Below are 23,148 nucleotides of genomic sequence, written 5' to 3'. Positions count from 1 at the left end.
CACCAATAACAACCGGAAGCCATGTATGAATGCTCTCACCACGGGCGGTCACGCCCTTCGTCATGACTGGACCCTCGCCGAGGTTCAGGCCCTGTTTGCCCTGCCATTCAACGATCTGCTGTTTCAGGCCCAGAGTGTCCACCGCGCCCACTTTGACCCGAACGAAGTGCAGGTGAGCACCCTGCTCTCCATCAAGACCGGCGCCTGCCCGGAGGATTGCAAATACTGCCCCCAGAGTGCCCGTTATCACACCGGCCTTGAGGCCGAACGGCTGATGGAGGTGGAGAAGGTGCTGGAGCGGGCCCGCGAAGCCAAGGCCAACGGCTCGTCCCGTTTCTGCATGGGGGCCGCCTGGCGCAACCCCAAAGAGAAGGACATGCCCTACATCATCCGGATGATCGAGGAGGTGCGCGGGCTGGGGATGGAGACCTGCATGACGCTGGGGATGCTCACCGCCGATCAGGCGGCGCGTCTGGGGGCTGCGGGGCTCGATTACTACAACCACAACCTCGACACCTCGCCGGAGTTTTACGGCGAGATCATCTCGACCCGTACCTATCAGGACCGGCTCGATACCCTGGAACATGTACGCAGTGCTGGCATGAAGGTCTGCTCCGGTGGCATCGTCGGCATGGGTGAGCAGGCGAAAGATCGGGCGGGCCTCTTGATGGCGCTGGCCAACCTGCCGCGCCACCCGGAGAGTGTGCCCATCAACATGCTGGTCAAGGTGAAGGGGACGCCGCTGGAGGATCAGGAGAACCTCGATCCGTTCGAATTTATCCGCACCATCGCCGTGGCGCGGATCATGATGCCGGCCTCCCATGTACGCCTCTCCGCCGGGCGGGAGAAGATGAACGAGCAGATGCAGGCGATGTGCTTTATGGCTGGGGCCAACTCCATCTTCTATGGCTGCAAGCTGCTGACCACCCCCAACCCGGACGAAAACAGCGATATGCAGCTGTTCAAGCGGCTCGGCATTCGTCCCGCCCAGCGGGCCCAGAAGCCGGATCAGGTACAAGAAGAGGAGTTGCTGGCCGAGGTGAGCCGCCAGAGCGAACCTGCCGAGATGTTTTATGACGCTACCCGCCCCCGTGCAGAGACTGCGCGGTCATGACTGGCCCAGCAGTAACAGGCCCTTTTGCATTGGGCGCAGCGCTGGCCAAGCGCGAGCAGGCGGGCCTGCTGCGCAACCGCATCGCGACCGATGGGGCGAGTGGCGGGCGGCTCAGGGTCGCGGGGCGCGACTACCTCAACTTTTCCGCCAACGACTATCTGGGTCTGGCGGATCATCCCGCCATCAAAACTGCCTTCAAAGCGGGGATTGAGCGCTATGGCGCGGGCGCCGGCGCCTCGCCGCTGGTGACCGGTTACAGCCGTGCCCACCAAGAGCTTGAGGAGACCCTGGCCGAGTGGCTCGGGGTGGAGGCGGTGCTGCTCTTCAACTGCGGTTTTTCGGCCAATCAGGCGGTGCTCAAAGCGCTGCTCGGCAAGGAACACCTGCTGTGGCAGGACAAACTCAACCACGCCTCCCTGCAGGAGATGGGCAGCCAGCTCCCCTGCAAGATGAAGCGCTTTGGTCACAACGATATGGCTGCCCTTGAACGGCAGCTTGAGCCAAATCGCGGACTGATTGTTTCGGAAGGGGTGTTCAGCATGGACGGGGATCAGGCCCCCTGGGGGGAACTCGCGGTATTGGCAGCCCGGAGCGGCAACTGGCTGATGATCGACGATGCCCATGGTCTCGGCGTGCTGGGGCCAGAGGGGCGCGGCACCCTGGCGGCGCAGGGAGTTAACCCGGCCAGCGTACACATCCAGATGGGCACCTTTGGCAAGGCGCTTGGCGTCGCCGGTGCTTTTGTCGGCGGCAGTCGTGAGCTGGTAGAGTATCTGGTCAACTTCGCCCGCCACTATGTCTACAGCACCCATATGCCGGCGGCGCAGGCTTGCGCAGTCAGCAAGAGTATCGAGCTGGTGCGCGCCGCCGAGGATGCCCGCGCCCATCTTGGCCAGCTGAACGCTCGCTTCCGGCAAGGGGCAAAGGATCAGGGTTGGCAGCTTGGCGCGAGCGATACCCCGATCCAGCCGCTGCTGGTGGGGGAGAGCAGTGTTGCCCTGCAACTGGCTGAACGGCTGCGGGAGCGCGGCGTCTGGGTGAGCGCCATCCGCCCGCCTACTGTGCCAGTCGGTACGGCCCGGCTGCGCATTACCCTGAGCGCGGCTCACCGCGAGCAGGATGTGGATCGCTTGCTCGATGCCTTGGGGGTCTGCCCTGCAGTTACAACGCTTGGGGAGGCTCACTATGACTGAGCGTTTTCAAACGGTCGACAAGGCGCAGCTTGCTCGCCGTTTCGGCGCCGCCGCTCGTCATTACGATGCCCACGCCCGCTTTCAGCAGGAGGTGGGTCAGGCGCTGTTGGAATGGATGCCGAGCAGGCCGGTTGGCACTGATCTGACGGTGAGCGGGCTGGATCTGGGCTGCGGCACCGGCTTTTTCTTGCCCCAACTGGCGAACCGTTGTCACCAGCTGGTGGGGCTGGATCTCGCCCCCGGCATGCTGGCGCAGGCTGCCTTGCGTGACAGCGGCGCCCGCCTGCTCTGCGGCGATGCGGAGCAGCTTCCTTTCGCCGATAACTCGTTCGACTGGGTTTTCTCCAGTCTGGCGCTGCAGTGGTGCGAGCGTCCGGCCCAGGCTTTTGGCGAGCTGCTGCGGGTGGTCAAACCGGGCGGCCAGATCTTTTTCTCGACCCTGCTCGATGAGTCGCTCTGGCAGTTGCGAGCCGCCTGGCAGCGGCTTGATGGTCGCGCCCATGTCAATCGCTTCCTCAGCCTGCCACAATTGGAGCAGGCGCTGGCTAGCGCCGGGGTATCTGCTCCCGAGCTGCGTTGTATCACCTGGGATCTCGCCTATCTTGAATTGCCGCAGTTGTTGCGCGATCTCAAGGGTATTGGGGCCAATCAGATCAATGACAATCAGGGGAGTGCCGCCCCGGCCGGTCTGAGCGGTCGCGCCAGATTGCAGCAGCTGGCTCAGGCGTATGAGGCGTTTCGCCAGCCCGATGGCAGGCTGGTCGCCAGTTATCGGGTGTGCCTCGGCCGTCTTAGCAAGCCTCGTTGAGCGCCGGGAATCGTATTGTGTGCAGGGTAGTCAATGGGCCCTGCCAAGGAGAGAACCGTATGAAATCATTCTTTATCACCGGCACCGATACCGATGTGGGCAAGACGCTGGTGGCGCGTACCCTGTTGCGTGAATTCAGCGCACAGGGGATCAAGTGCGCGGGTTACAAGCCGGTCTCGGCCGGATGTGCCCGCACTCCGGACGGGCTGCGCAACCTGGATGCCGTTCTGTTGCAGGAGGCGGCGAGTCTGCCGTTGCCCTATGAGGTGGTCAATCCCTTTGCCTATGAGCCGCCGATTGCGCCCCATATCGCTGCCAGCGAGGCGCGCCAGCCCATTACCATGCAGGGGCTGAGCGAGGGGCTGCGCAAGATTGAACAGGCAGGGGCCGAGCTTGCAGTAGTGGAAGGGGCGGGGGGCTGGTATCTGCCGCTGGATCGCAAGCATCTGCTGTCGGATTGGGTGAAGCAGGAGAACATGCCGGTGATTTTGGTGGTGGGGGCCAAACTGGGCTGTCTCAACCATGCACTGCTCACCTTTGCTGCCATTCGCAACGATCGGTTGCCAGTGGCGGGATGGGTTATTAATCGCCTTCACAGTGCCATGAGCCACTATCAGGAAAATCTGGACACCCTGAGGGGGATGTTACCGGCCCCGTTTCTGGGGGAAATTCCCTTTATAAACAATCCATTTGAGGCTGATTTGCAAGGGCGGCTTGATATCTCTCCGCTCTTGTGACGTCACATTCAGCGAACATTCATCGAGTCTCCCTAAAATTCATCCATAACATGGAGATAGGGAGGTCGAGTGATCTATCTCCGTGTCTTTAATTCTCACAAGGAGTCTATATGAAGCGAATTATGCTATTCCTGGTGACCAACCTGGCCGTCATGCTGGTGCTGGGGGTGGTACTCAATATCCTGTTCTCGGTTCTGGGGATCAACAAGTCCAGCATTTCCGGGCTGTTGATGTTCTGTGCCGTGTTCGGTTTTGGGGGTTCCTTTATCTCCTTGCTGATGTCCAAGTGGATGGCCAAGCGCAGCTATGGCGTCCAGGTCATCGAGCAACCTCGTAACGAGACCGAGCACTGGCTGGTGAGCACTGTTGCCCGTCAGGCCCGCGAAGCGGGTATCAAGATGCCGGAAGTGGGGATCTACGACTCTCCCGAGATGAACGCCTTTGCGACCGGCGCCCGCCGAGATGATTCGCTGGTGGCGGTCTCCTCCGGCCTGCTCTACAGCATGAGCCGTGACGAGGCGGAAGCGGTACTGGCCCACGAGGTGAGCCACGTTGCCAACGGCGACATGGTGACCCTGACCCTGATCCAGGGGGTGGTGAACACCTTCGTGATGTTCTTCGCCCGCATCGTGGCTGGCGTCATCAGCAACTTCTTCAGTTCCAACAACGAGGAAGAGAGCAGCAGCACCGGTGGTTTTGCCTACATGATCACCGTGTTTGTGCTGGAGATGTTGTTCGGCATTCTGGCCTCCATCATCGTCATGTGGTTCAGCCGTCAGCGCGAGTTCCGTGCCGATGCCGGTGCCGCCAAGCTGGCCGGTCGCGACAAGATGATTGCCGCCCTTGAGCGCCTCTCCCGCGGTGCCGAGCCGCAGCTGGAAGGCTCCATGATGGCTTTTGGCATCAACGGCAAGCGCTCCATGAGCGAGCTGTTCATGAGCCACCCGCCCATCGAGCAGCGTATCGCCGCCCTGCGTGGTTGATAGATACTGAATGACGGGGATACCCCGAATAAAAAACGGCTGCCTTCGGGCAGCCGTTTTGCTTTTCAGCGTTCTTTAAAGCTTGAAGTGTCCCATCTCCTGGCGCAGTACCCGTGACAGCTGCTTGAGCTTGGCCGCCTCTTGAGATACGTGACGGGCGGCATCCCCCGATTGCTCGGAGAGAGAGGTGATGTTGCCGACGGTAGAGACCACCTCGTTGGCGGCGGTGGACTGCTCGCGCAGGGTGTGGCTGATCTCCCCCATCAGGCCGGTGAGGTTGGAGGCGTGGCTCTGGATGCTGGCGATCGCCTCGCCGGTCTGGTTGGCCAGCGTGACACCGCGGGAGACGTTGTTGACCGTGTTCTCCATGCTGCGGATAGAGGCATCCGCCCCGCTCTGGATCTTGCTGATCATCCCGGTGATCTGCTGGGTCGAGGCCGCCGAGCGGCTGGCCAGATTGCGCACCTCGTCGGCCACCACCGCAAAGCCACGTCCCTGCTCACCGGCCCGCGCCGCCTCGATAGCCGCGTTGAGGGCCAGCAGGTTGGTCTGATCGGCGATGCCGCGGATAACGCCGATGATCTCCGAGATCTGCTGGGTATGGCTGTTGAGTTCTGCGATGGTGCTGGCTGCTTCACCGACCGTGGTGGAGATATTCTCGATACTGCCAAGCGTCTCCTTGATGACCCCGGAGCCCTCCTCCAGCGTGTCGGCTGAGACCTTGCTGAGCTCGTCTGCATGGCTGGCATTGTCGGAGAGGTGGCTGATGCTCACCACCAGCTCTTCGATGGCGGCGGCCATGGTCTGGGTACTGGTTTGCTGATCGGTGGCGAACTGGGCGGTCTGCTCCGCTATCTGGGCGATGCTGTCGGCCGAATTGGACAACTCCTCGGTGGAGTGGGATACCTTGCCGATGATCCCCTTGAGGGTGCTCTGTGTGGTGCCAAGCAGGCCGATAAGACTCTCTTTCGAGCCTTGGGGCACCTTGATGGGGCGGGAGAAATCCCCTTCCGCCAGCAGATGGAGATCGGTCTTGAGCTGTTCGACCGAGGTGCCCACCAGATCGAGCAGGGAGCGATAGGTGCGCCAGAGGAAGAACATCAATACCAGGCCCAGAGCGATAAAAAGGTAGCGCAGCATGTCGGTATTGGCGGTGGCACTCTCGACCGCCTCCTGGTTGCGTCCCTCCATCATCACGTAGAAATCGTCGATGGGTGACATGATGCGACCCTTGTTCTGGTGATAGGCCTTGTCATGCATCATGGCGATGGCCTTCTGCTGGTTGGCGGCCAGATCACCGTCCGTCTGCTGCACCAGTTTGAAGGCAGCCACCTCGGTGTTGACCAGTGCATCCGAGTTGTTCTTGGCCTCGTTGAGCTTGGCGAGTTCAGCATCGGTGAAACCGGCATCCTTCATCAGATCGATCAGGCCGCGGCGAACATTGCTGTCGGGGCGAGGATTCTGGCCGTTGGCCGCGACAAAATCCCAATAGATACGGTTGTAGCCATCCGGTCTCGGCTGTTCGCCGTTGCGAATGGCCAGTATCCGCATGTACTGCTGCTCGTAGGCTGGATCCTTGGTGATGACGTAGGTGCGACCGAGTCGGGTCAGGTCATCGGAGGATTGGCGCAGCTCGTCGGCCAGCAGGTAGGAGAGATATTGTTGTCGATAACTCTCTTCCAGTTGTTTACCCGCCCAGCTGTAGGCGAAAAACACCAGTGACAGCAGGATCAGGGTGATCACGGAGAGCAAGAGGTTGAGTTGAAAGGCGGGTTTGTTCTGTTCCATGGTTTGAGCGTCCTTATTCTCACCGGGTAACCCCCTTGGTCAGACGGCAAAGGCCGCTACGTCGGAGGGGTTTTGTTGTTATTGCTGTGAGTATAGAAGTCATCGTCGGCATGGTTGCGCAGGCGGGGCGAGAAAGAGACGAGAATGGAGGAACCGCGGGTCGACAGGGGGGAAAAGGTCGGCCAGGATCGGGGCCCAGCCAGCCTTTTCGTGGCTCGATCACCTTATTTGATGACGATGTCTGTGAGCGGTACGGCGCAGCAGGTGAGGATTTTGCCCTCTGCCCGCTCGGCGGCACTGATGGCGGGGGCGTCGGGGTGATCCACCTCGCCCGAGATCAGCGTCTGTTTGCAACTGCCGCAGATCCCGGCGCGGCAGCTCCAGGGCAGCTCTACGCCTTGCTTGTTGGCCTGATCCAGCACAGTGCCCTGATTGTTGCCGGTAAAGGCTTGGGCGCCGATACGCAGTTGTACCGCCTGATGGGGGCGGGCCACCGAGAGAATGGCGCCGCCAAAACTCTCCTGTTTGATCCGTGCGGCCGGAACGCCGAGGGCCGCAACTTTGGCGGCAGCATCGGCCATAAAACCGTGGGGGCCGCAGATAAAGACCTCTTTTTCGGCCAACCCTTTGACCAGTCGCAGATGCTCATCATTGAGTCGCCCTTGCAGCCCCTGCCAGTGATTGTCCGGCTGGCTCAGGATAATGGTGAGGGTCATGCCCTGCTGCGCCATGGCGTACAGTTCGCTGGCGGCGGGAATGTCCGCTTCACTGCGGCACAGGTGCATAAAGTGAACCTCTTCCAGCTCCCCGCGTAGCGCCAGGGTGCGGGCTATCGCCAGCATGGGGGTGACGCCGGAGCCTGCGGAGAGCAACAGGAGGTTGCGCTCGCGGCCTAGGTGAAAATCGCCAGCGGGGTTGGCGGCCAGCAGCCGATCACCCACCTGCAACTGCTGGTGCAGCCAGTGGGAGATGCGGCCACCCTCCACCTTCTTGACGCTGATGCCGTAACGCTCCGGGTGATCCGGCGTGGAGCTCAGGGTATAGCGCCGCTGGATCCGTTCATTTTTGATATCGAGGCTGATGGGCAGATGCTGGCCCGGCAGGTAGTCGGGCAGCGGCTCGCCATCGGCTGCTTCGAACCAGAAGGTCTCCAGAGCCCGCGCCAGCGGTTCGCGGGCCATGCAGACCAGCTCCCGCTTCTTCGGCGCGGCGGCGGGATAGACCACCGGACGGGTGCGCTCCAGCACTTCTATCTCGCTGCCTGCCTCAATCCAGCCCTCGTTCAGCGCCACCAGATTCTGGCCGAAGTAGACCTCGCCATCCTCGCCACGGCGGTAGCGGGTAAGGGTGGCCAGCGGCTCTTTCAGGGCGTTGAAACGATCGGTGCCCGCTTCCACCGTGGTCATGATGCAGCGGCTGCAGGGCTTGACCACTTTAAATTCCACTTCGCCGATGCGGATGCGCACCCAGCTGTCCTCCTCGAAGGGCTGGGTATTGCTTGCCACCAGATTGGTGCGGAACTGGCTCATCTGGTGCAGCGCATCGGAGCGCAGATTGAGATCCTCAAGGGAAGCCTGGCTTATCAGCAGCAGCGGATAACCGTCGGCAAAGCTGACCCGGGTGCCGGTCTTCTCGCGAAAGCGATCAGAGGTCTCACCCAGCCAGAGCAGTTGCACCGTTTCCCCTGCCACCCGGCTCAGCCACCCATCGGCTTTGGGGTCGGTGTGCAGGGCGGTGAAACGGTCGCTCCAGACTCCGGTAGCTTGCGGGGCGCAGCTGAAGTCGGCCTCTTGCAGGGTGAGCGGTTCAAAGCCCGGATAGCGCAGTTGCAAGCCTCCTTCGATGGGGGTGGCCACGACCTGTTGCAGCTGGGGATGGGTACGGGCGGTGATAAAGGTGCCGTCCGGTTTGACCACCATGTAGCGGCGATCCCCTGCCAGTCCCTCTTCGGTCACCCGGGCGCGAGCCAGCGGCATACCTGCAGTCGATTTGATGGGGTAGAGGTGAATGCTGTCTAGCCTGGGCATCTTCATATCCTTGTGACGCGGCGCGATCGCCTAGAAAAAGGGGAACATAACGGTTCCCCGGCGATCCGGCAATCCTTTCAAGGGGGCGGTCTATAGTTGGGAAAAGAGAACAAGAGGGCATCGGGATGAAAATAAGCTGGTTGCTGGCGGGGAGCCTTTTTTGCCACGGGCTCTGGGCGCAGGAGCTGACCCTGACCACGGGAGAGTATCCCCCTTACTGCTCCGAGACGCTGAAATATCAGGGGCTTATCCCCCATGTGGTGAGCGAGGCATTCAGGAGTGAAGGGGTGAGCGTCAAGTTCCAGTTTCTGCCCTGGAAGCGGGCCTTTCGCTTGTCGGAGGAGGGAGTGGTGGATGGCACTGTCCACTGGTATGAGTCGAGCGAGCGGCGCAAAACCCATCTCTACAGCGATCCCATCCTGAGCGAAACCTACGTCTGGTTCTATCTCAAATCAAACCCGCTGGAATGGCGTGGCTATCAGGATCTGGCGGATCGCAAGCTGGCTGCGGTCAGTGGCTATACCTACAATGCAGATTTTTTTGCAGCCATCGCGCAGGTGCCGCTGCAGGTGCAGTTCGTCACCCGGCTGCGCCAGAGCTTTGATCTGCTGCTCTCCGGCCGCGCCGACCTGACCCTGGAGAACATCGATGTCGGCTACTACTCCCTGCGTCAGTTCTACCCGGCCAGCACGGTCGATCTCTTTGCAACCCATTCAAAACCCGTGATGAAAGTTGAAGGCCACCTGCTGATCAGCCGCAAGCGTGCCAACGCTGACGAGCTGATCAAAACCTTCAATCGGGGGCTCGCCAAACTGAAAGCCAGCGGTCAGCTGGAGAAGATGTTACTTGAGTCACGTTCTGGTCTCTATGAACCATAAAGTGCAACATTTTTTGATCCTGATTCGCTAATCAGTACAAAAAAGCGGCCATTATCGACTCAGTTCCCAGTTTCTAACGCTTTCGCTTCTTCCCCATCCGGCCACCGTCCGCTTCGGCTACACGGTATCAAGCGCCATCGGGTGGGGCCTGTCACACAAAAAGAAGAAAGCAATGTATGAGCAAACAACTGGACATGACCCCATTGCCGGATCTCTCCCTGAAAACGGGAACAGGCCCGGTGCGTACCCGGCTACCCGTTTGGCGGCCGGCCCTGCCACCCTGCAATCACGCCTGCCCGGCCGGAGAAAATATCCAGGCCTGGCTCTCTTTGGCGCAGGCCGGCCGTTTTGAGGCGGCCTGGCAGACCCTGATCGAAGAGAACCCCTTGCCCGCCATCCATGGCCGGGTCTGCTATCACCCCTGCGAGAGCGCCTGCAACCGCGGTCAGGTGGATGAATCCGTCTCTATCCACGCCATCGAACGCTTCCTCGGCGACGAAGCGCTGGCCCGTGGTTGGCAGCCTGCGCCACCTGCCCCTGCCAGCGGCAAGAAGGTGCTGGTCATAGGCGCTGGTCCCTCAGGTCTCTCCTGCGCCTGGCACCTCAACCGGCTCGGTCATCAGGTGGAGATCCGCGAAGCGGGGCCGCTTGCTGGCGGCATGCTGCGCTTTGGCATTCCCGCCTACCGTCTGCCCCGCGACGTGCTGGATCGGGAGGTGGCCCGCATCGTGGCTGCTGGTGTCACCCTGACCCTCAACCACAAGGTGGAGGATGTGCTGCGCGAGCGCGACGAGGGGGGCTTTGATGCCGTCTTTATGGCCATCGGCGCCCATCTGGCCAAGCGGGTCGATATTCCGGCCCGGGAAGCGGGCAAGATCCTCGATGCGGTGAGTTTCCTAGAGCAGGCCAGTCTGGCCGAAGAGCAGGGCTTGCCGCCCCCCAAACTGGGACGGCGGGTAGCGATTTATGGGGGTGGCAATACCGCCATGGATGCGGCCCGTACCGCCCGCCGTTTGGGCGTTGAAGAGGCAATGATCATCTACCGCCGCGACCGGGACCATATGCCTGCTCACGCCTTTGAAGCCGACGAGGCCGAGGAGGAGGGGATCAAGATCAACTGGCTGCGCAGCATCCGCCAGCTCGATAGCACCAATATCGAGGTGGAGGTGATGGCGCTGGATGCCGATGGCAAGCCGGTGCCCACCGGCAAGTTTGAAACCCTCGAAGCGGACTCCCTTATTCTGGCGCTCGGTCAGGAGGTCGATCTCTCTGTGCTGGAGAGCATGCCCGGCGTGCGGGTCAACAAGGAGGGGGTCGTACAGGTGGCTGGCAACCTGATGACGGATGTGCCGGGTCTGTTTGCGGGCGGCGACATGGTGCCCTCCGAGCGCACCGTCACCATCGCCACCGGCCATGGCAAGAAGGCGGCGCGCCATATGGATGCCTGGCTGCGCGGTCGCCACTACCAAAAGATGGTCTCCTACCCGCTGGTGGGGCCAGAGCAGTTGCAGCTCTGGTTCCAGACCCACGCTCCGGCCAGCAGTCAGCCGGTCAAACCGGCGTGGGCGCGGGATGACTTTGGCGAGATCATCGGCGGGCTGGATGAGGTGGCCGCCCGCTACGAGGCGGCGCGCTGCTACTCCTGCGGCAACTGCTTCGAGTGCGACGGCTGCTATGGCAGTTGCCCCGAGCAGGCCATAGCCAAGCTGGGGCCGGGCAAGGGGTATCAGGTGGATGCGGAGCGCTGCACCGGCTGCGGTGCCTGTCATGATCAGTGCCCTTGTCACGCCATCGAGCTGCGCCAACCGGAGGAGTCCCTATGAAACATGAATTGATCATGGTCGACGGTAACGAAGCCGCGGCTCGGGTGGCGTACCAGCTGAGTGAAGTGTGTGCCATCTACCCCATCACCCCGAGCTCGACTATGGCCGAACTGGCCGATGCCTGGGCGGCAGAAGGGCAGACCAACCTGTGGGGCAACATCCCCACCGTGGTGGAGATGCAGAGTGAAGGGGGGGCGGCCGGCACGGTACACGGCGCCCTGCAGGCGGGGGCGCTCGCCACCACCTTCACCGCCAGTCAAGGGCTGATGCTGATGCTGCCCAACATGTACAAGATCGCCGGTGAATTGACTTCGGCGGTGTTCCATGTGGCGGCCCGCTCGCTGGCGGCGCAGGGGCTGTCGATTTTTGGTGACCATCAGGACGTGATGGCGGCGCGCAGCACCGGCTTTGCCATGCTCGCCTCCGGCTCGGTGCAGGAGGCGCAGGACCTGGCCTTGGTCGCCCACAGCGTCACCCTGCAGTGCCGGGTGCCCTTTATCCACTTTTTCGACGGCTTTCGTACCTCCCACGAGGTGAACAAGATCACCGCCCTGCATCGGGATGAGATCCGGGCGCTGATCGACAACGATTGGGTACGCGCCCACCGTGCGCGGGCCCTCAACCCGGATCATCCGGTGATGCGCGGTACCGCCCAGAACCCGGATACCTATTTCCAGTCCCGCGAGAGCGTCAACCCCTTCTACGAAGCGGTACCGGCGCGGGTGCAGCAGTGCATGGACAATCTCGGCGAGCTGACCGGCCGCCACTACCGGCTGGTGGAGTACCACGGCGCGCCCGATGCCACCGACGTCATCGTACTGATGGGCTCGGGAGCGGCCACCGCCCGCACGACTGTGGATTGGCTCAATCAACAGGATCGCAAGACCGGGGTCTTGGTTGTGCGCCTCTATCGCCCCTTCCCGGTACAGGCGCTGCTCGATGCGCTACCGCAGAGCGTGCGGCGCATGGCGGTGCTGGATCGCACCAAGGAGCCGGGGGCGGGCGGCGAGCCGCTGCTGCTGGATGTGCAGAGCGCCCTTATCGACGGTTTGCAGCGCGGCCTTATCAAGCGGCTGCCCTGGCTGAGCGGCGGTCGCTATGGCCTCTCTTCCAAAGAGTTCACCCCCGCCATGTGCGCGGCGGTGTTCGAGGAGTTGGCATCCGATGCGCCGCGCCCCCGCTTTACGGTGGGGATTGTGGATGATGTGTCGGGCCTCAGTCTGGCCTGGCACCCCATCGGCGATCTGGAGCCTGCCAGCCGGGTGCGGGCGCTCTTCTTCGGCCTCGGTGCCGACGGCACGGTGGGCGCCAACAAGAACAGCATCAAGATCATCGGTGAGCTGGAGGGCTTCCACGCCCAGGGCTACTTCGTCTACGACTCCAAAAAGTCGGGCTCGCGCACCGTCTCCCACCTGCGCTTTGGCCCCGAGCCCATCGACGCCCCCTGGCTTATCGAGCAGGCGAGCTTTATCGGCTGCCATCAGTGGGGCTTTGTCGAATCGGTCGATCTGCTGGAGCACGCCGCCGAAGGGGCGACCCTGCTGCTCAATGCCCCCTACGAGGCTGACAAGGTGTGGGGCCAGCTGCCCGAGCGGCTGCGTGCCCGCATTCGCGCCCTCGATATCCGCCTCTACTGCATCGATGGGGATCGGGTGGCCGAGCAAAACGGCATGGGCAATCGCATAAACACCATTATGCAGACCTGCTTTTTCGCGCTGGCCGGAGTCTTGCCGCGGGATGAGGCCATTGCGCTGATCAAGGAGAGCATCGAGAAGAGTTATGCCCGCAAGGGGCCCGAAGTGGTTGAGCGCAACTTCGCGGCGGTGGATGACACTCTGGCTCATCTCCATCAGGTGGCCATCCCGGCCGGTGAGGAGCAGATCAGCGACTATCCGCTACCGCTGGCACCGGGTGGCAGCGAGTTTGTCCAGCGGGTCACCGGCGAGATGCTGGCGGGGCGTGGCGATCTTATTCCGGTCTCCATGTTGCCGGTGGATGGCACTTACCCCACCGCCACCAGTCGCTTCGAGAAGCGGGATATCGCCCGCGAGATCCCGATCTGGCACTCCGATATCTGCATCCAGTGCGGCAACTGTGTCTTTGTCTGCCCCCACGCGGCGCTGCGGGCCAAGTTCTACTATCAGGACTGGCTGGCGACCGCCCCCGAGGCAGCCCAGTCGGTGCCCGTTACCGCCAAGGGCTTCCCCGACAGCCGCTACACCCTGCAACTCTATCCGGAGGATTGCACCGGCTGCGGTCAGTGCGTGCAGGCCTGTCCGGTGCGGGTCGGGGCCGATGAGGAACACGAGGGCGAGCGCGCCATCACCATGATGGACAAGGCGCCCCATCTGGCTGGCCAGAAACAGGCGCTGCGCTGGTTCGAGAGTCTGCCGTGGCCTGCCCGCGAGCGGGTGGATTTCTCCACGGTGCGCGGTGCCCAGTTCCTCGAACCCCTGTTCGAGTTCTCCGGTGCCTGCGCCGGCTGTGGCGAGACCCCCTATCTCAAGCTGCTGACCCAGCTGTTTGGCGATCGCATGCTGGTAGCCAACGCTACCGGTTGCTCCTCCATCTATGGTGGCAACCTGCCGACCACGCCGTGGGCCAAGAATGGCGAAGGGAAGGGGCCAGCCTGGTCCAACTCCCTGTTCGAGGACAACGCCGAGTTTGGCTTTGGTTTTCGTCTCACCGCCGATCAGCATCACGGTCAGGCGGTGGCAGCCCTCGAAGCGATGAAGGGGGAGCTGGGCGCCGAGCTGGTCGATACCCTGATTAGCGCCCCGCAGCGGCTGGAGTCGGAGATCCGCGCCCAGCGCACCCGGGTCGCGCAAGTGCGCGAGCGGCTGGAAGAGGTAAAGTCCGGCAAGGCCCGCGAGCTGCTGTCGCTTATCGATCAGCTGGTGCGCCGCTCGGTCTGGATCATCGGCGGCGATGGCTGGGCCTATGACATCGGCTCGGCGGGGCTCGATCATGTGCTCGCCTCCGGGCGCGATGTGAACGTGCTGGTGATGGATACCGAGGTCTACTCCAACACCGGCGGCCAGATGTCGAAATCGACCCCGCTCGGTGCCGTCGCCAAATTCGCGGCGGGAGGCAAGACGCTGGCCAAGAAGGATGTGGCGTTGCAGGCCATCTCCTACGGCAACGTCTATGTTGCCCGCATCGCCTTTGGTGCCAACCCGCAGCAGGCGCTGCAAGCGTTGCGTGAGGCCGAAGCCTATCCGGGCCCGTCGCTGATCATCGCCTACAGCCACTGCATCGCCCACGGCATCGATATGGAGTTTGGCCTGACCCAGCAAAAACGGGCCGTGGCCTCCGGTCACTGGCCGCTGATGCGCTACAACCCGGTATTGCGCAGTGCGGGGCAGAACCCCTTTAGCCTCGACAGCCTGCGCCCCTCTATCCCCCTTGCTGAATATCGGCAGGAGGAGACCCGTTATCGGGTGCTGGCCCAGAGCCATCCGGAGGAGGCCGAGCGGCTGATGCAGGTGGCGCAACAAGTGGCGTGGCAGAAGTGGGCCACCTACGAGGAGATGGCCACCCGCGAAGCCAGCCATTTCCATCCGCCGGTGTGAGGATTGTGTGAGTGAAATATAACCAAGCGGGCCATTGGCCCGCTTTTTATCTGGCTATCAAGGTTAATATATATTTTTACACATATATTTATTTGTTGTAGATGTATAAATGTGTGGTGTTAATAAGACATACATTTCATATGTAAATAAGGTACGTTGGTCATATTCTCTATGTAAGAAAGTTCAAGTTAACTAACAATTTGGTGTTAGACTAGGTAATGATGTGGTTGGTGATTTAGAACGAGCTTGGAAAAATATATAAGAATTTCATCTTGTGTGATATAGGCATTTATAATAAATAGGAGTGCTGTAAATGACAGAGTTCGAGAAGTCTTTAGAAAATTGGAAAGTAATCACTGATGAGAATGTTCATTATGACTCAGTAGGTGCTTTGGCTGAGGCAACAGTCTCAACAAGTCCAATTATAGATAAATTATCAACTTGGGCTGCGGCAGGTAGTGCGGCTGTTGCAGGGTTATCAGTAACTAATGTCGATAAAATGGCTAATTTTTATGAGCAATCTGAACTTAAGTTCCTATTTTCTTGTTTAGCTGTCTCATTATTATTCTCATTGTTTCAAAAATATTACGCAATGTTGTGTTCGCTTAGCATTTCTACTTCAATCGAAGTAAGAGAACGTTTGATTCCAATAATTGATAATTATGAGCAGCATGTTCAAAACATAGAGAAAATGGCAGAAAGAAATGGTCTGGATATAAAATCTGAGTTTGACTTAATGAAAAGCATTTCATCTTTCCAAAACTTATGTCCATGGTATATGAAGCTGGCGTTGAGCAGATCAATGAGCAAGGCAAAAGAAAATCGGAACTTTCATCATAAAAGGATGATTGTAAATTACTTTTGGCAGAGCGTAATGCTAATTGTTCAGTATTTTGTTTTGGTTGTATTTGTTGGCATGTCTGCTGTCTATCTTTAGAGTTAGGTTAATAATGGAGAGTAATAATATATGGATATATTTACACAGTCGACAAAATTGTCGGAAGAGCTGTATAAAGTTATTAATTGTCCGCTTTGTGATAATTCAGCACGCGTTGTGATTAGTGATGTGGCATGTAGCTTATCATTGGAACATTGGCATTCAATAAGAGTAACTTTAGAGCTTGGCTATTTACCTTCTGCTCTTGTCGTTCATAGATCGCAATTTGAATCGATAGTTCGTTCCATTTGGTTACTATATAGCGCTTCAGATGCTCAGTTAGCAAAGCTGAGTGTTGAATTGACTTTAGAGTCGGAACAAGCAGCGAAAAACATTCCACAAATGTCACTAATGATGGATGCACTAGCAAAGGATGCTCCTATAGAAGCATTCAAGGCTCTTTCTCGCTTCAAAGATCATTCATGGAAAGCTTTAAACTCTTATGTACATGCAGGTATCCATCCTATTCGAAGACATAGTGAAGGATATCCAGTAAAGCTAATTCATGATGTGCTAAAAAATGCAAATGGACTGGCTATTTTAGCTTGTATGCAGTCTGTTGTATTATCTGGTCGGCTGCCACTGCAACGTGAAATATTGAAGTTGGCAGAAAAAAGAGCAATTTGTATGCCTCCGATATCAAATAATCTCTAACAATTTTCTGAGTTAAGTTCTGTGATTGTAGCCTTTACTCTTTTCTCTGTCCCTCAGGCTGACCGAGCGAGGGAAGTGATGTGGGGGTAAATATGAATCTGGGTGTTGTTAGCAGATAGACAGATACCGCCGTCTTGGCGGCATTTGTCTATCTGTAGGCTCTAGGAGAGTTGGCCAAGACTTCCTTTTCCGACCAAGGCAGGTAAGCTGCGGGGCAAATAGCGTCAAGCAGGAGAAGGGACGATGACAGAACAACATATCGCCGGGACGATCGGTATTCTGGGGGCGGGTTGGCTCGGGCTGCCGCTGGCGCGGGCCCTGCTGGCGGCAGGCAAGCCGGTGGTGGTGACGGTCAGCAGCGCCGAGAAGGCGGCCCGTCTGCAGGGGGAGGGGATCGCTGCCCATCCGCTGACCATCTCTGCCAACATGGGCTCTGCCGGGATGCCCGTTGCTGATCAACAAGCGCCGTGGCCCATCCCCTGCGAATCGTTGGTTATTTGCGTACCGCCCAGCAAGACCGATGACTATCCGCAAGCGGTGGCAAAGGCCTGTCAGCTTGCCAAAGCGAATGGCACCCGGCGGGTGCTGTTTGTCAGCGCCACCTCGGTATGGGGTGCGGGTCAAGAAGAAGGTGAACAGCCCCAACCCCGCCATGCCCGTGGCGAGCGGATGCTTGCGGCGGAGCAGGCGGTGCTGGCGGCCGGTTTCGAGACGGTGATGATAGTGCGCCCCTCCGGCCTATATGGCCCGGATCGCCATCCCGGCCGTTTCCTTGCGGGCAAAACGCTGGATGGCGGCGCTCAGTCGGTCAATCTGGTCCATCTGGACGATGTGGTGGCGGCTTGCATGCTGCTGCTGGAGCGGGGCAAGGATGGGGATGTTTTCAACCTGAGCGCGCCGGTGCATCCGCGCCGCGAGCAGTTCTACCCCTTTGCGGCGCGTCAGCAGGGGCTGCCAGTTCCGGTCTTTATCGAGCCTGCCGGTGAATTTCAGCCCATCGACGGTCAGCTGATTTGCCAGCAGATGGGATTCAACTATCGCTGGCCCGATCCGGCCCACTGGTTTGCCGAGCTCGCCGCCTCGGGCAATTGAGGTTTGCCAAGGGGGTGATCGCCCCCTATCATGCCGCCATCCATGAGAGAGAGGCGGTAATGATGGTAGATACAAAACGTCACCCCGATGGGGAGTTGTTGCTGAGAACCCTGGCAATGCCAGCCGATACCAACCCCAATGGCGACATCTTTGGTGGCTGGATCATGTCCCAGATGGATATAGGTGGGGGCATTATGGCCAAGGAGCTGGCAAAAGGACGTATTTGTACCGTATCCGTCGAAGGCATGACCTTTCACAGTCCGGTCAAGGTGGGCGATGTGGTCTGCTGCTACGGCCGCTGCATGAAGATCGGGCGCAGCTCCATGAAGCTCAAGCTGGAGGTGTGGGTCAAGCCGGTACTGCGGGAAAACGATGCCCAGCGTTACTGTGTGACCGAGGGGATCTTCACCTATGTCGCCATCGACGAACATGGCAAATCCCGCCCGGTTCCGGTGAGTGCCTGATTAAATCAGCCGGGCATTGATGATGGATATTTCCTGCTCAAACCCGGTTTTTTGCCGTATCATGCGTTCCAGCATCTCTTCCGAGCCCACATATTGCAGGGTGTCAAACAGGCAGAGATCGCATTGAGGGTCCCGTCTTATCTGATAGACGGTGGACAGCTCCACTTGATGACAATTTCCTTGTTGATCATAAAACGTCACGTTGTACCGAAGTTCTTTTGCCATGAGACAGCGTCCTTCTGGTTGGGTGGAACAGGGACTATCAGCTTAGTCGGCGTGGATGACGTTTGTGATGGTCGCAACAAAAAGCAAAGGCGGGCGGTTGTTAGCCAATGAAAAATAGTTATCGCATTCTTGGCACCTCCCTGCTGACCCTGGGGTTGGTAGGCTGTTTTGAGGTGCCGGATCAGAACCATCTGGTCACAGCTCAAGGGATTGTGCCGGGACTCGACTGCCAACGTCCGCCGCTGGTAGCGTTGGCGACCACGGCGCTGCCCCGTGAATTCGGGGTGACGGTGTGGAATCTCTACAAGGGCCAGCGCAAGAACTGGCGTGAAGGGATGGACAGTTATGCCAAGGGGCAGGATCTGGTGCTGTTGCAAGAGTCGGCTACCCGTCCCGATATGCTCGACTGGCTGCGCGCCGGTGATTTCCAGTGGCAACAGCTGCAAGCCTTCACCCAGGGCGGCGTGTCGTTCGGGGTAATGACGGTGGCCAAGACCCCGCAGGCGTTCGTCTGTGGCGTGCGCTCCCCCGAGCCCTTGCTGCGCATCCCCAAATCCGGGCTGGTGAGCCTCTATCCGCTGCAGGGCGATCCTGACGGCGTTATGGTCATCAATATCCATGCGGTCAATTTCGAGCTGGGGATGGCTACCTTCCGCGAGCAGCTCAACGATTTGACTGCCTTGGTGCGCCGCCATCAGGGGCCGGTGATCCTGGCCGGTGATTTCAATACCTGGAGCGACAAGCGCCAGTTCTGGCTGAATAAATTGGTGGACGAGCTGGGTCTGCAAGAGGCCGTGCCGGTGCCTGACCTGCGCCGTACCGCCTTCGGTCGCCCACTGGATCATCTCTACTACCGCAATCTGGATCTGGTCGAGGTGAGTTCACCGGCCACCGACAGCTCGGATCACAACCCCATCATTGCGCGCTTTGCCGCCCAGTCGGTGACCCCCTGATCGGGGATGATGTGCGCGTGTTGCCCATAAAAAAATCCGGCGCCTGATAGCGCCGGATTTTTTACGCTCTGGCGGTCAACCCTCTCGGGATGACCCGCAGGCACATTACTGGTAGAGACCCAGATTCGCTTTGGCGTAGGCTTCGAAATCGGTGCAGCCACCGATGTGCTGCTCATCCAGGAAGATCTGCGGCACGGTATTGACCGGCTTGCCGGCGCTCTTGGCCAGATCTTCTTTGGTGATGCCTTCGGCATGGATATCCACGTAGCGGAATTTGAAGTCATCGCGCTGTTCGGTCAGCTGCTCGGCGATCTGTACGGCACGGACACAGTAGGGGCAACCCGGGCGACCAAAAATCACTGCAAACATATTTTCTCTCCGTTTTTTAAGCCGTTTTTGTATGGCCGTTGATATGAGACAGGCAACAGCATAGCCCTGCCTCGTGGCGACTTGAAGCCGAAATTATCGATACCGTGATTCGAGTGGGCCTATTGGCTCAGCTCTCATCGGCGATCTGGATCGGCTGCTGCTGATAGATGCTCTCCAGCACCCCCTTCTCGAACACAGTCCAGGGCCACGGCGCCTTGCTGGCGCGGTAGCGCTCATGGGTGGCCGGATCTTGGGACAGGCCGCGCTGGAACATCACGAACGCCTTGCGCTGGCCGCCTGCCGTGTCGATAAAGCCCACCAGATTGGAGGTGCCGGTGATGGTGCCGGTCTTGGCGTGGACCTTGTTCTTCATCATGGGAGCGGTGACGCTGCGGCGCCACGCCAGGGTGCCATCCACCTGGGAGCTTGGCAGCAGCTTGATCAGGCCAAGTTCGGCATCATTTTTCTGGATGAAGTTCAGCACCGACATCATCTGACGGGCGCTAATGAGATTGTGAGCGGAGAGACCGGAGCCGTCAGCCAGAGTGGCATTGCCCAGATCGATGCCGTTCTTGGTCAGGATGGCGCGCACCGCCATGGTGCCGCTGCGATAGCTGCCCGGCTTGTTGTAGTAGTGACGGCCCACGGTTTTGAGGAAGGTATCGGCATAGAGGTTGTCCGATTTCTTCAGCATCTTGGCGAGCATCACCGGCAGGGAGACCGAGTAGTGGGTGCCGAGGGTCTCTGCCCCTTCAGGGGCCTTGTGGGTGACCCGCAGCAGGCCATCATGCTTGATACCGGCCCGGTTCATCGCCCAGCGGATGTTGTCCCAGCCCCAGGCTTCCACGTCGTGAATGGCGAAACGCAGTCCCTGCGGCTCCTTGTTCGGGGTGATGCAGCCCTTGAGCTCGTAGAAGTTGCCCTTGGCCATGTCCACTTCCAGTGCGCAGAACTGGCGCGCCATGTCGCCATAGCTCATCACCTCCACGTTGTCGGCACCGATGCCGATGGGGACGCCTGTGGCCACGTTGCCGACCGCCGGTTTGCCAATCTGGGTGGCAGTGATGGTGCCGTAGGCGCAGTTCTTGTCGATGATGACCGAGGAGACGGGCGCGGCGAAGCAGAGGGTCTGATCCCCCCACGACCAGCCGTTGCCGCGCTCGTAGCCGTTGTAGGCGCCGGTGTTGACGTAGACGTTGCCCTTGATGCTGGTGACGCCGAGCTGTTTGAACAGGGCGAGCAGATCCATGCGGGAGAGGGTGGGGTCGCCGACGAAGTTGATCCAGATATCGCCGTTGATGGTGTCACCCTGTTTGGCACCGGGTTGGGCCTGAATGTCGGTGGCGAAGCGGAAGTCGGCACCCAGCTCGAGGCGGGCCGCCAGCGCGGTGAGCACCTTCATGGTGGAAGCTGGAGCGATCATTTGATCCGCGTGGCGGGCGAACTCGACGCCGTTATTGCCCTGCACCATGATGGCGTACTGGCCACCCTGAGGGGGCGTCAGCGGGGCGGCATGAGCCGCCAGAGAAGAAAAGAGAGCACAAAAACCAATCAACAGCCGCTGCATAACATCCTCTAACGTGACGAAGGGCCCGGCAGTGGTGCCGACCCTGATAATTCAACCAGCCGATGCGGGATCGACGGGGGTAATGCAATTCATGCCATGTATGCCGGTCGCCATCATGCCATCGAGTTGGCGGTACGATAGCGACCCTCATAATCAAAAATTTTCTCTTTTATCTGCCAGAAGCGACCCGATTTGCGGGCGATAACAAAATCCGGATGACGGAACTGGCTTTGCGCGGCCAGCACGCTCGCCAGGGTGGCAAATTCGGGCTCCAGCCCCGGGGCGGGCCAATGATGACGCACAAAGTGCTGTTGAAACAAGCGCCGTGCGCCCGAGGAGTGAAATCTGAAGTATTCGCTGAGGGTCAACCCATCCTCATCGTGGTAGGTCACCTCCAGCCGCTCCCCCTGTTTGCCGCGCCCGGCTGTGAGGGTTAGCCCCGCACAGCGGATCACCATGCAATCCTTGAGATTGAGCGCCTCTTTGAGCTTGTCGTCAGGGTCCACCAGCAGCTGATCGCAGCTCTGGCAGCTGCGGGCGGCGATGTCATTCTCCGCACCGCAGCCGGGGCAGATCTTGGCGCGAAAGCGGTAGTCACACTCTTCGCGGTTGCCCTCGTCATCTTCAAACAGCCCCTGACAGCGGCGTCCGTAGTGCTCGATCACCTTGCCATCCTCGTCGGTCTTGCCCCAGAAGGTGTTGGCAAAACCGCAGGCGGGGCAGGGCACCTGTACCGGCTCGGTACCGGCATGGGGGCGGGGCTCCCCCACTTCGGGGGCGAACAGGTTGAAGTTGTTGCCCGCATAGTCGAGCACCAGACAATCCTCCTTGCCCGGCGAGAGGCGCAGGCCCCGCCCGACGATCTGCTGATAGAGCGAGACCGACTCGGTGGGGCGCAGCATCACGATAAGATCGACATGGGGGGCATCGAAGCCGGTGGTGAGCACCGCCACGTTGACCAGAAACTTGAGCTCCCGCGCCTTGAAGGCGCTGATGAGGGCATCGCGCTCCGGCCCCGGCGTCTCGCCGGTGATAAGAGCTGCCTGCTGGCCTCGGGCGCCAAGCAGGCCGTGAATTTCGCGGGCGTGCTCGACGGTGGCGGCAAAGATCATCACCCCCTGCCGGTCGGCAGCATACTCCAGCACCTGACTCAGGATATGGGGGGTGACCCGCTGCTGGCGCTTGAGCTCGCCGTTGAGATCCGCCTCGCTGAAGAGGCCGTTCTCCCGCGCCACCAGCTTGCTGAAGTCGTAGTGGACTATGGGAGCATCCACCATGCGCGGTGGGGTCAGGTAGCCGTTTTTGACCATAAAACGCAAGGGCAGCTCGAACACGCAGTCGCCAAACAGCCGCTCGCCGTGGCTCTTGACCATGCCGTGATAGTGGCGCCGGTAGATCCAGCCCAGCCCGAGCCGATAGGGAGTGGCGGTGAGACCGAGGATCTTGAGGGCCGGATTGGCGGCCTTGAGGTGGTCGATAACCTGATGGTACTGGCTGTCATCATCGAGCGAGACCCGATGGCACTCATCGATGATCAGCAGCGAAAACGCTCCGTCAAATGCATCCAGATTGCGGGCAACCGACTGCACCGAGCCGAACACCACCTGGGCGCTCGCCTCCTTGCGATCCAGACCGGCAGCGAAGATATCGGCCTTGAGCCCCCACGCCTCGTACTTGGCATGGTTCTGCTCCACCAGCTCCTTGACGTGGGCCAGCACCAGCACCCGGCCGCGCGCCTTGCGGGCCAGCTCGGCGATCACCAGACTCTTGCCGGCACCGGTGGGCAGCACTACCACGGCGGGATCCGGGTGTTTGCGAAAGTGGCTGATCACGGCGTTGACGGCATCGGTCTGATAGGGTCTGAGAACGAACATGCAGGCTTGGGTGTGTCGATGTGGGGTGGTGCAGGATGGCGCCATTATAGGGTGCTTGCCGTCACAAAAACAGCGGGCCGGCATGATGCC

The 23,148-nt window shown here is 59.9% G+C and carries 19 protein-coding genes; 13 read left to right on the top strand and 6 right to left on the bottom strand.

Features of this window, described 5'->3' with window-relative positions; genetic code table 11:
- Positions 1-25: 25 nt before the first annotated feature.
- The 5 genes from bioB (at position 26) to htpX (ending at position 4,835) form a co-directional block, all read left to right on the top strand.
- On the top strand, positions 26-1,114 hold the full coding sequence (gene bioB, locus I6L44_RS09415) for a biotin synthase BioB (protein ID WP_216954198.1): 1,089 nt from the start codon (positions 26-28) through the stop codon (positions 1,112-1,114).
- The gene (gene bioF, locus I6L44_RS09410; protein WP_216954196.1) at positions 1,111-2,307 is read left to right on the top strand and encodes an 8-amino-7-oxononanoate synthase; all 1,197 of its coding nucleotides are present in this window, start codon (positions 1,111-1,113) and stop codon (positions 2,305-2,307) included. Before bioB ends, bioF begins: the two co-directional genes overlap by 4 nt.
- Positions 2,300-3,115, top strand: a complete 816-nt coding sequence (gene bioC, locus I6L44_RS09405) for a malonyl-ACP O-methyltransferase BioC (RefSeq protein ID WP_216954194.1) — start codon at positions 2,300-2,302, stop codon at positions 3,113-3,115. Before bioF ends, bioC begins: the two co-directional genes overlap by 8 nt.
- 59 nt (positions 3,116-3,174) lie before the next feature.
- Positions 3,175-3,852, top strand: a complete 678-nt coding sequence (gene bioD / locus I6L44_RS09400; protein ID WP_216954191.1) for a dethiobiotin synthase — start codon at positions 3,175-3,177, stop codon at positions 3,850-3,852.
- A gap of 110 nt (positions 3,853-3,962) precedes the next feature.
- Positions 3,963-4,835 (top strand): protease HtpX, encoded by an 873-nt coding sequence (gene htpX / locus I6L44_RS09395; protein WP_069527876.1) that lies wholly within the window; start codon positions 3,963-3,965, stop codon positions 4,833-4,835.
- Between the two features lie 75 nt (positions 4,836-4,910).
- On the opposite strand, the gene I6L44_RS09390 is transcribed toward htpX, so the two are convergent.
- A complete protein-coding gene (locus I6L44_RS09390) occupies positions 4,911-6,623 on the bottom strand; it encodes a methyl-accepting chemotaxis protein (RefSeq protein WP_216954189.1) in 1,713 nt (570 codons plus the stop codon).
- Positions 6,624-6,847: 224 nt separating this feature from the next.
- Positions 6,848-8,650, bottom strand: a complete 1,803-nt coding sequence (locus I6L44_RS09385; protein WP_216954187.1) for an MOSC N-terminal beta barrel domain-containing protein — start codon at positions 8,648-8,650, stop codon at positions 6,848-6,850.
- 125 nt (positions 8,651-8,775) lie between these two features.
- Between I6L44_RS09385 and I6L44_RS09380 the strand changes: the two genes are divergently transcribed.
- The 7 genes from I6L44_RS09380 to yciA all read left to right on the top strand — a co-directional run bounded on the left by I6L44_RS09380 (position 8,776) and on the right by yciA (position 18,070).
- Entirely contained in the window at positions 8,776-9,528 is a 753-nt protein-coding gene (locus I6L44_RS09380; RefSeq protein ID WP_216954185.1) for an ABC transporter substrate-binding protein, read from the top strand.
- A gap of 176 nt (positions 9,529-9,704) precedes the next feature.
- Positions 9,705-11,351 (top strand): NAD(P)-binding protein, encoded by a 1,647-nt coding sequence (locus tag I6L44_RS09375; RefSeq protein ID WP_216954183.1) that lies wholly within the window; start codon positions 9,705-9,707, stop codon positions 11,349-11,351.
- Positions 11,348-14,923, top strand: coding sequence for a pyruvate:ferredoxin (flavodoxin) oxidoreductase (nifJ, locus tag I6L44_RS09370; protein WP_216954182.1), 3,576 nt, complete (start codon positions 11,348-11,350; stop codon positions 14,921-14,923). Before I6L44_RS09375 ends, nifJ begins: the two co-directional genes overlap by 4 nt.
- Positions 14,924-15,236: 313 nt before the next feature.
- Positions 15,237-15,860, top strand: a complete 624-nt coding sequence (locus tag I6L44_RS09365; protein WP_019445436.1) for a hypothetical protein — start codon at positions 15,237-15,239, stop codon at positions 15,858-15,860.
- A gap of 30 nt (positions 15,861-15,890) precedes the next feature.
- Positions 15,891-16,514 carry a hypothetical protein gene (locus tag I6L44_RS09360; protein ID WP_216954181.1) on the top strand — a complete coding sequence of 208 codons (624 nt, stop codon included), beginning with the start codon at positions 15,891-15,893 and terminating at the stop codon, positions 16,512-16,514.
- Positions 16,515-16,757: 243 nt separating this feature from the next.
- A complete protein-coding gene (locus I6L44_RS09355; protein ID WP_216954180.1) occupies positions 16,758-17,606 on the top strand; it encodes an NAD-dependent epimerase/dehydratase family protein in 849 nt (282 codons plus the stop codon).
- A gap of 59 nt (positions 17,607-17,665) precedes the next feature.
- The gene (gene yciA / locus I6L44_RS09350) at positions 17,666-18,070 is read left to right on the top strand and encodes an acyl-CoA thioester hydrolase YciA (RefSeq protein WP_033113469.1); all 405 of its coding nucleotides are present in this window, start codon (positions 17,666-17,668) and stop codon (positions 18,068-18,070) included.
- On the opposite strand, the gene I6L44_RS09345 is transcribed toward yciA, so the two are convergent.
- Complete coding sequence (locus I6L44_RS09345; RefSeq protein WP_216954179.1) at positions 18,071-18,295, bottom strand: hypothetical protein; 225 nt, start codon at positions 18,293-18,295, stop codon at positions 18,071-18,073.
- A gap of 107 nt (positions 18,296-18,402) precedes the next feature.
- Here I6L44_RS09345 and I6L44_RS09340 point away from each other — a divergent pair, with 107 nt between their 5' ends.
- On the top strand, positions 18,403-19,248 hold the full coding sequence (locus I6L44_RS09340) for an endonuclease/exonuclease/phosphatase family protein (protein WP_005337873.1): 846 nt from the start codon (positions 18,403-18,405) through the stop codon (positions 19,246-19,248).
- A 105-nt stretch (positions 19,249-19,353) separates the two neighbouring features.
- Here the strand turns inward: I6L44_RS09340 and I6L44_RS09335 are convergent, their stop codons facing one another.
- From I6L44_RS09335 to I6L44_RS09325, 3 genes are all read right to left on the bottom strand, one after another.
- Positions 19,354-19,617 carry a GrxA family glutaredoxin gene (locus I6L44_RS09335; RefSeq protein WP_005337870.1) on the bottom strand — a complete coding sequence of 88 codons (264 nt, stop codon included), beginning with the start codon at positions 19,615-19,617 and terminating at the stop codon, positions 19,354-19,356.
- Between the two features lie 127 nt (positions 19,618-19,744).
- Positions 19,745-21,184 (bottom strand): D-alanyl-D-alanine carboxypeptidase/D-alanyl-D-alanine-endopeptidase, encoded by a 1,440-nt coding sequence (gene dacB, locus I6L44_RS09330; RefSeq protein WP_005350510.1) that lies wholly within the window; start codon positions 21,182-21,184, stop codon positions 19,745-19,747.
- Positions 21,185-21,297: 113 nt separating this feature from the next.
- Positions 21,298-23,058 (bottom strand): DEAD/DEAH box helicase, encoded by a 1,761-nt coding sequence (locus I6L44_RS09325; protein ID WP_216954178.1) that lies wholly within the window; start codon positions 23,056-23,058, stop codon positions 21,298-21,300.
- Between the last annotated feature and the right edge of the window lie 90 nt (positions 23,059-23,148).

The sequence above is a fragment of the Aeromonas sp. FDAARGOS 1414 genome (genome assembly GCF_019047065.1).
GTDB lineage: Bacteria > Pseudomonadota > Gammaproteobacteria > Enterobacterales > Aeromonadaceae > Aeromonas > Aeromonas veronii_A.
Note: the sequence above shows the minus strand (reverse complement) of the source record. Positions and strands in the feature narration are given on the sequence as shown.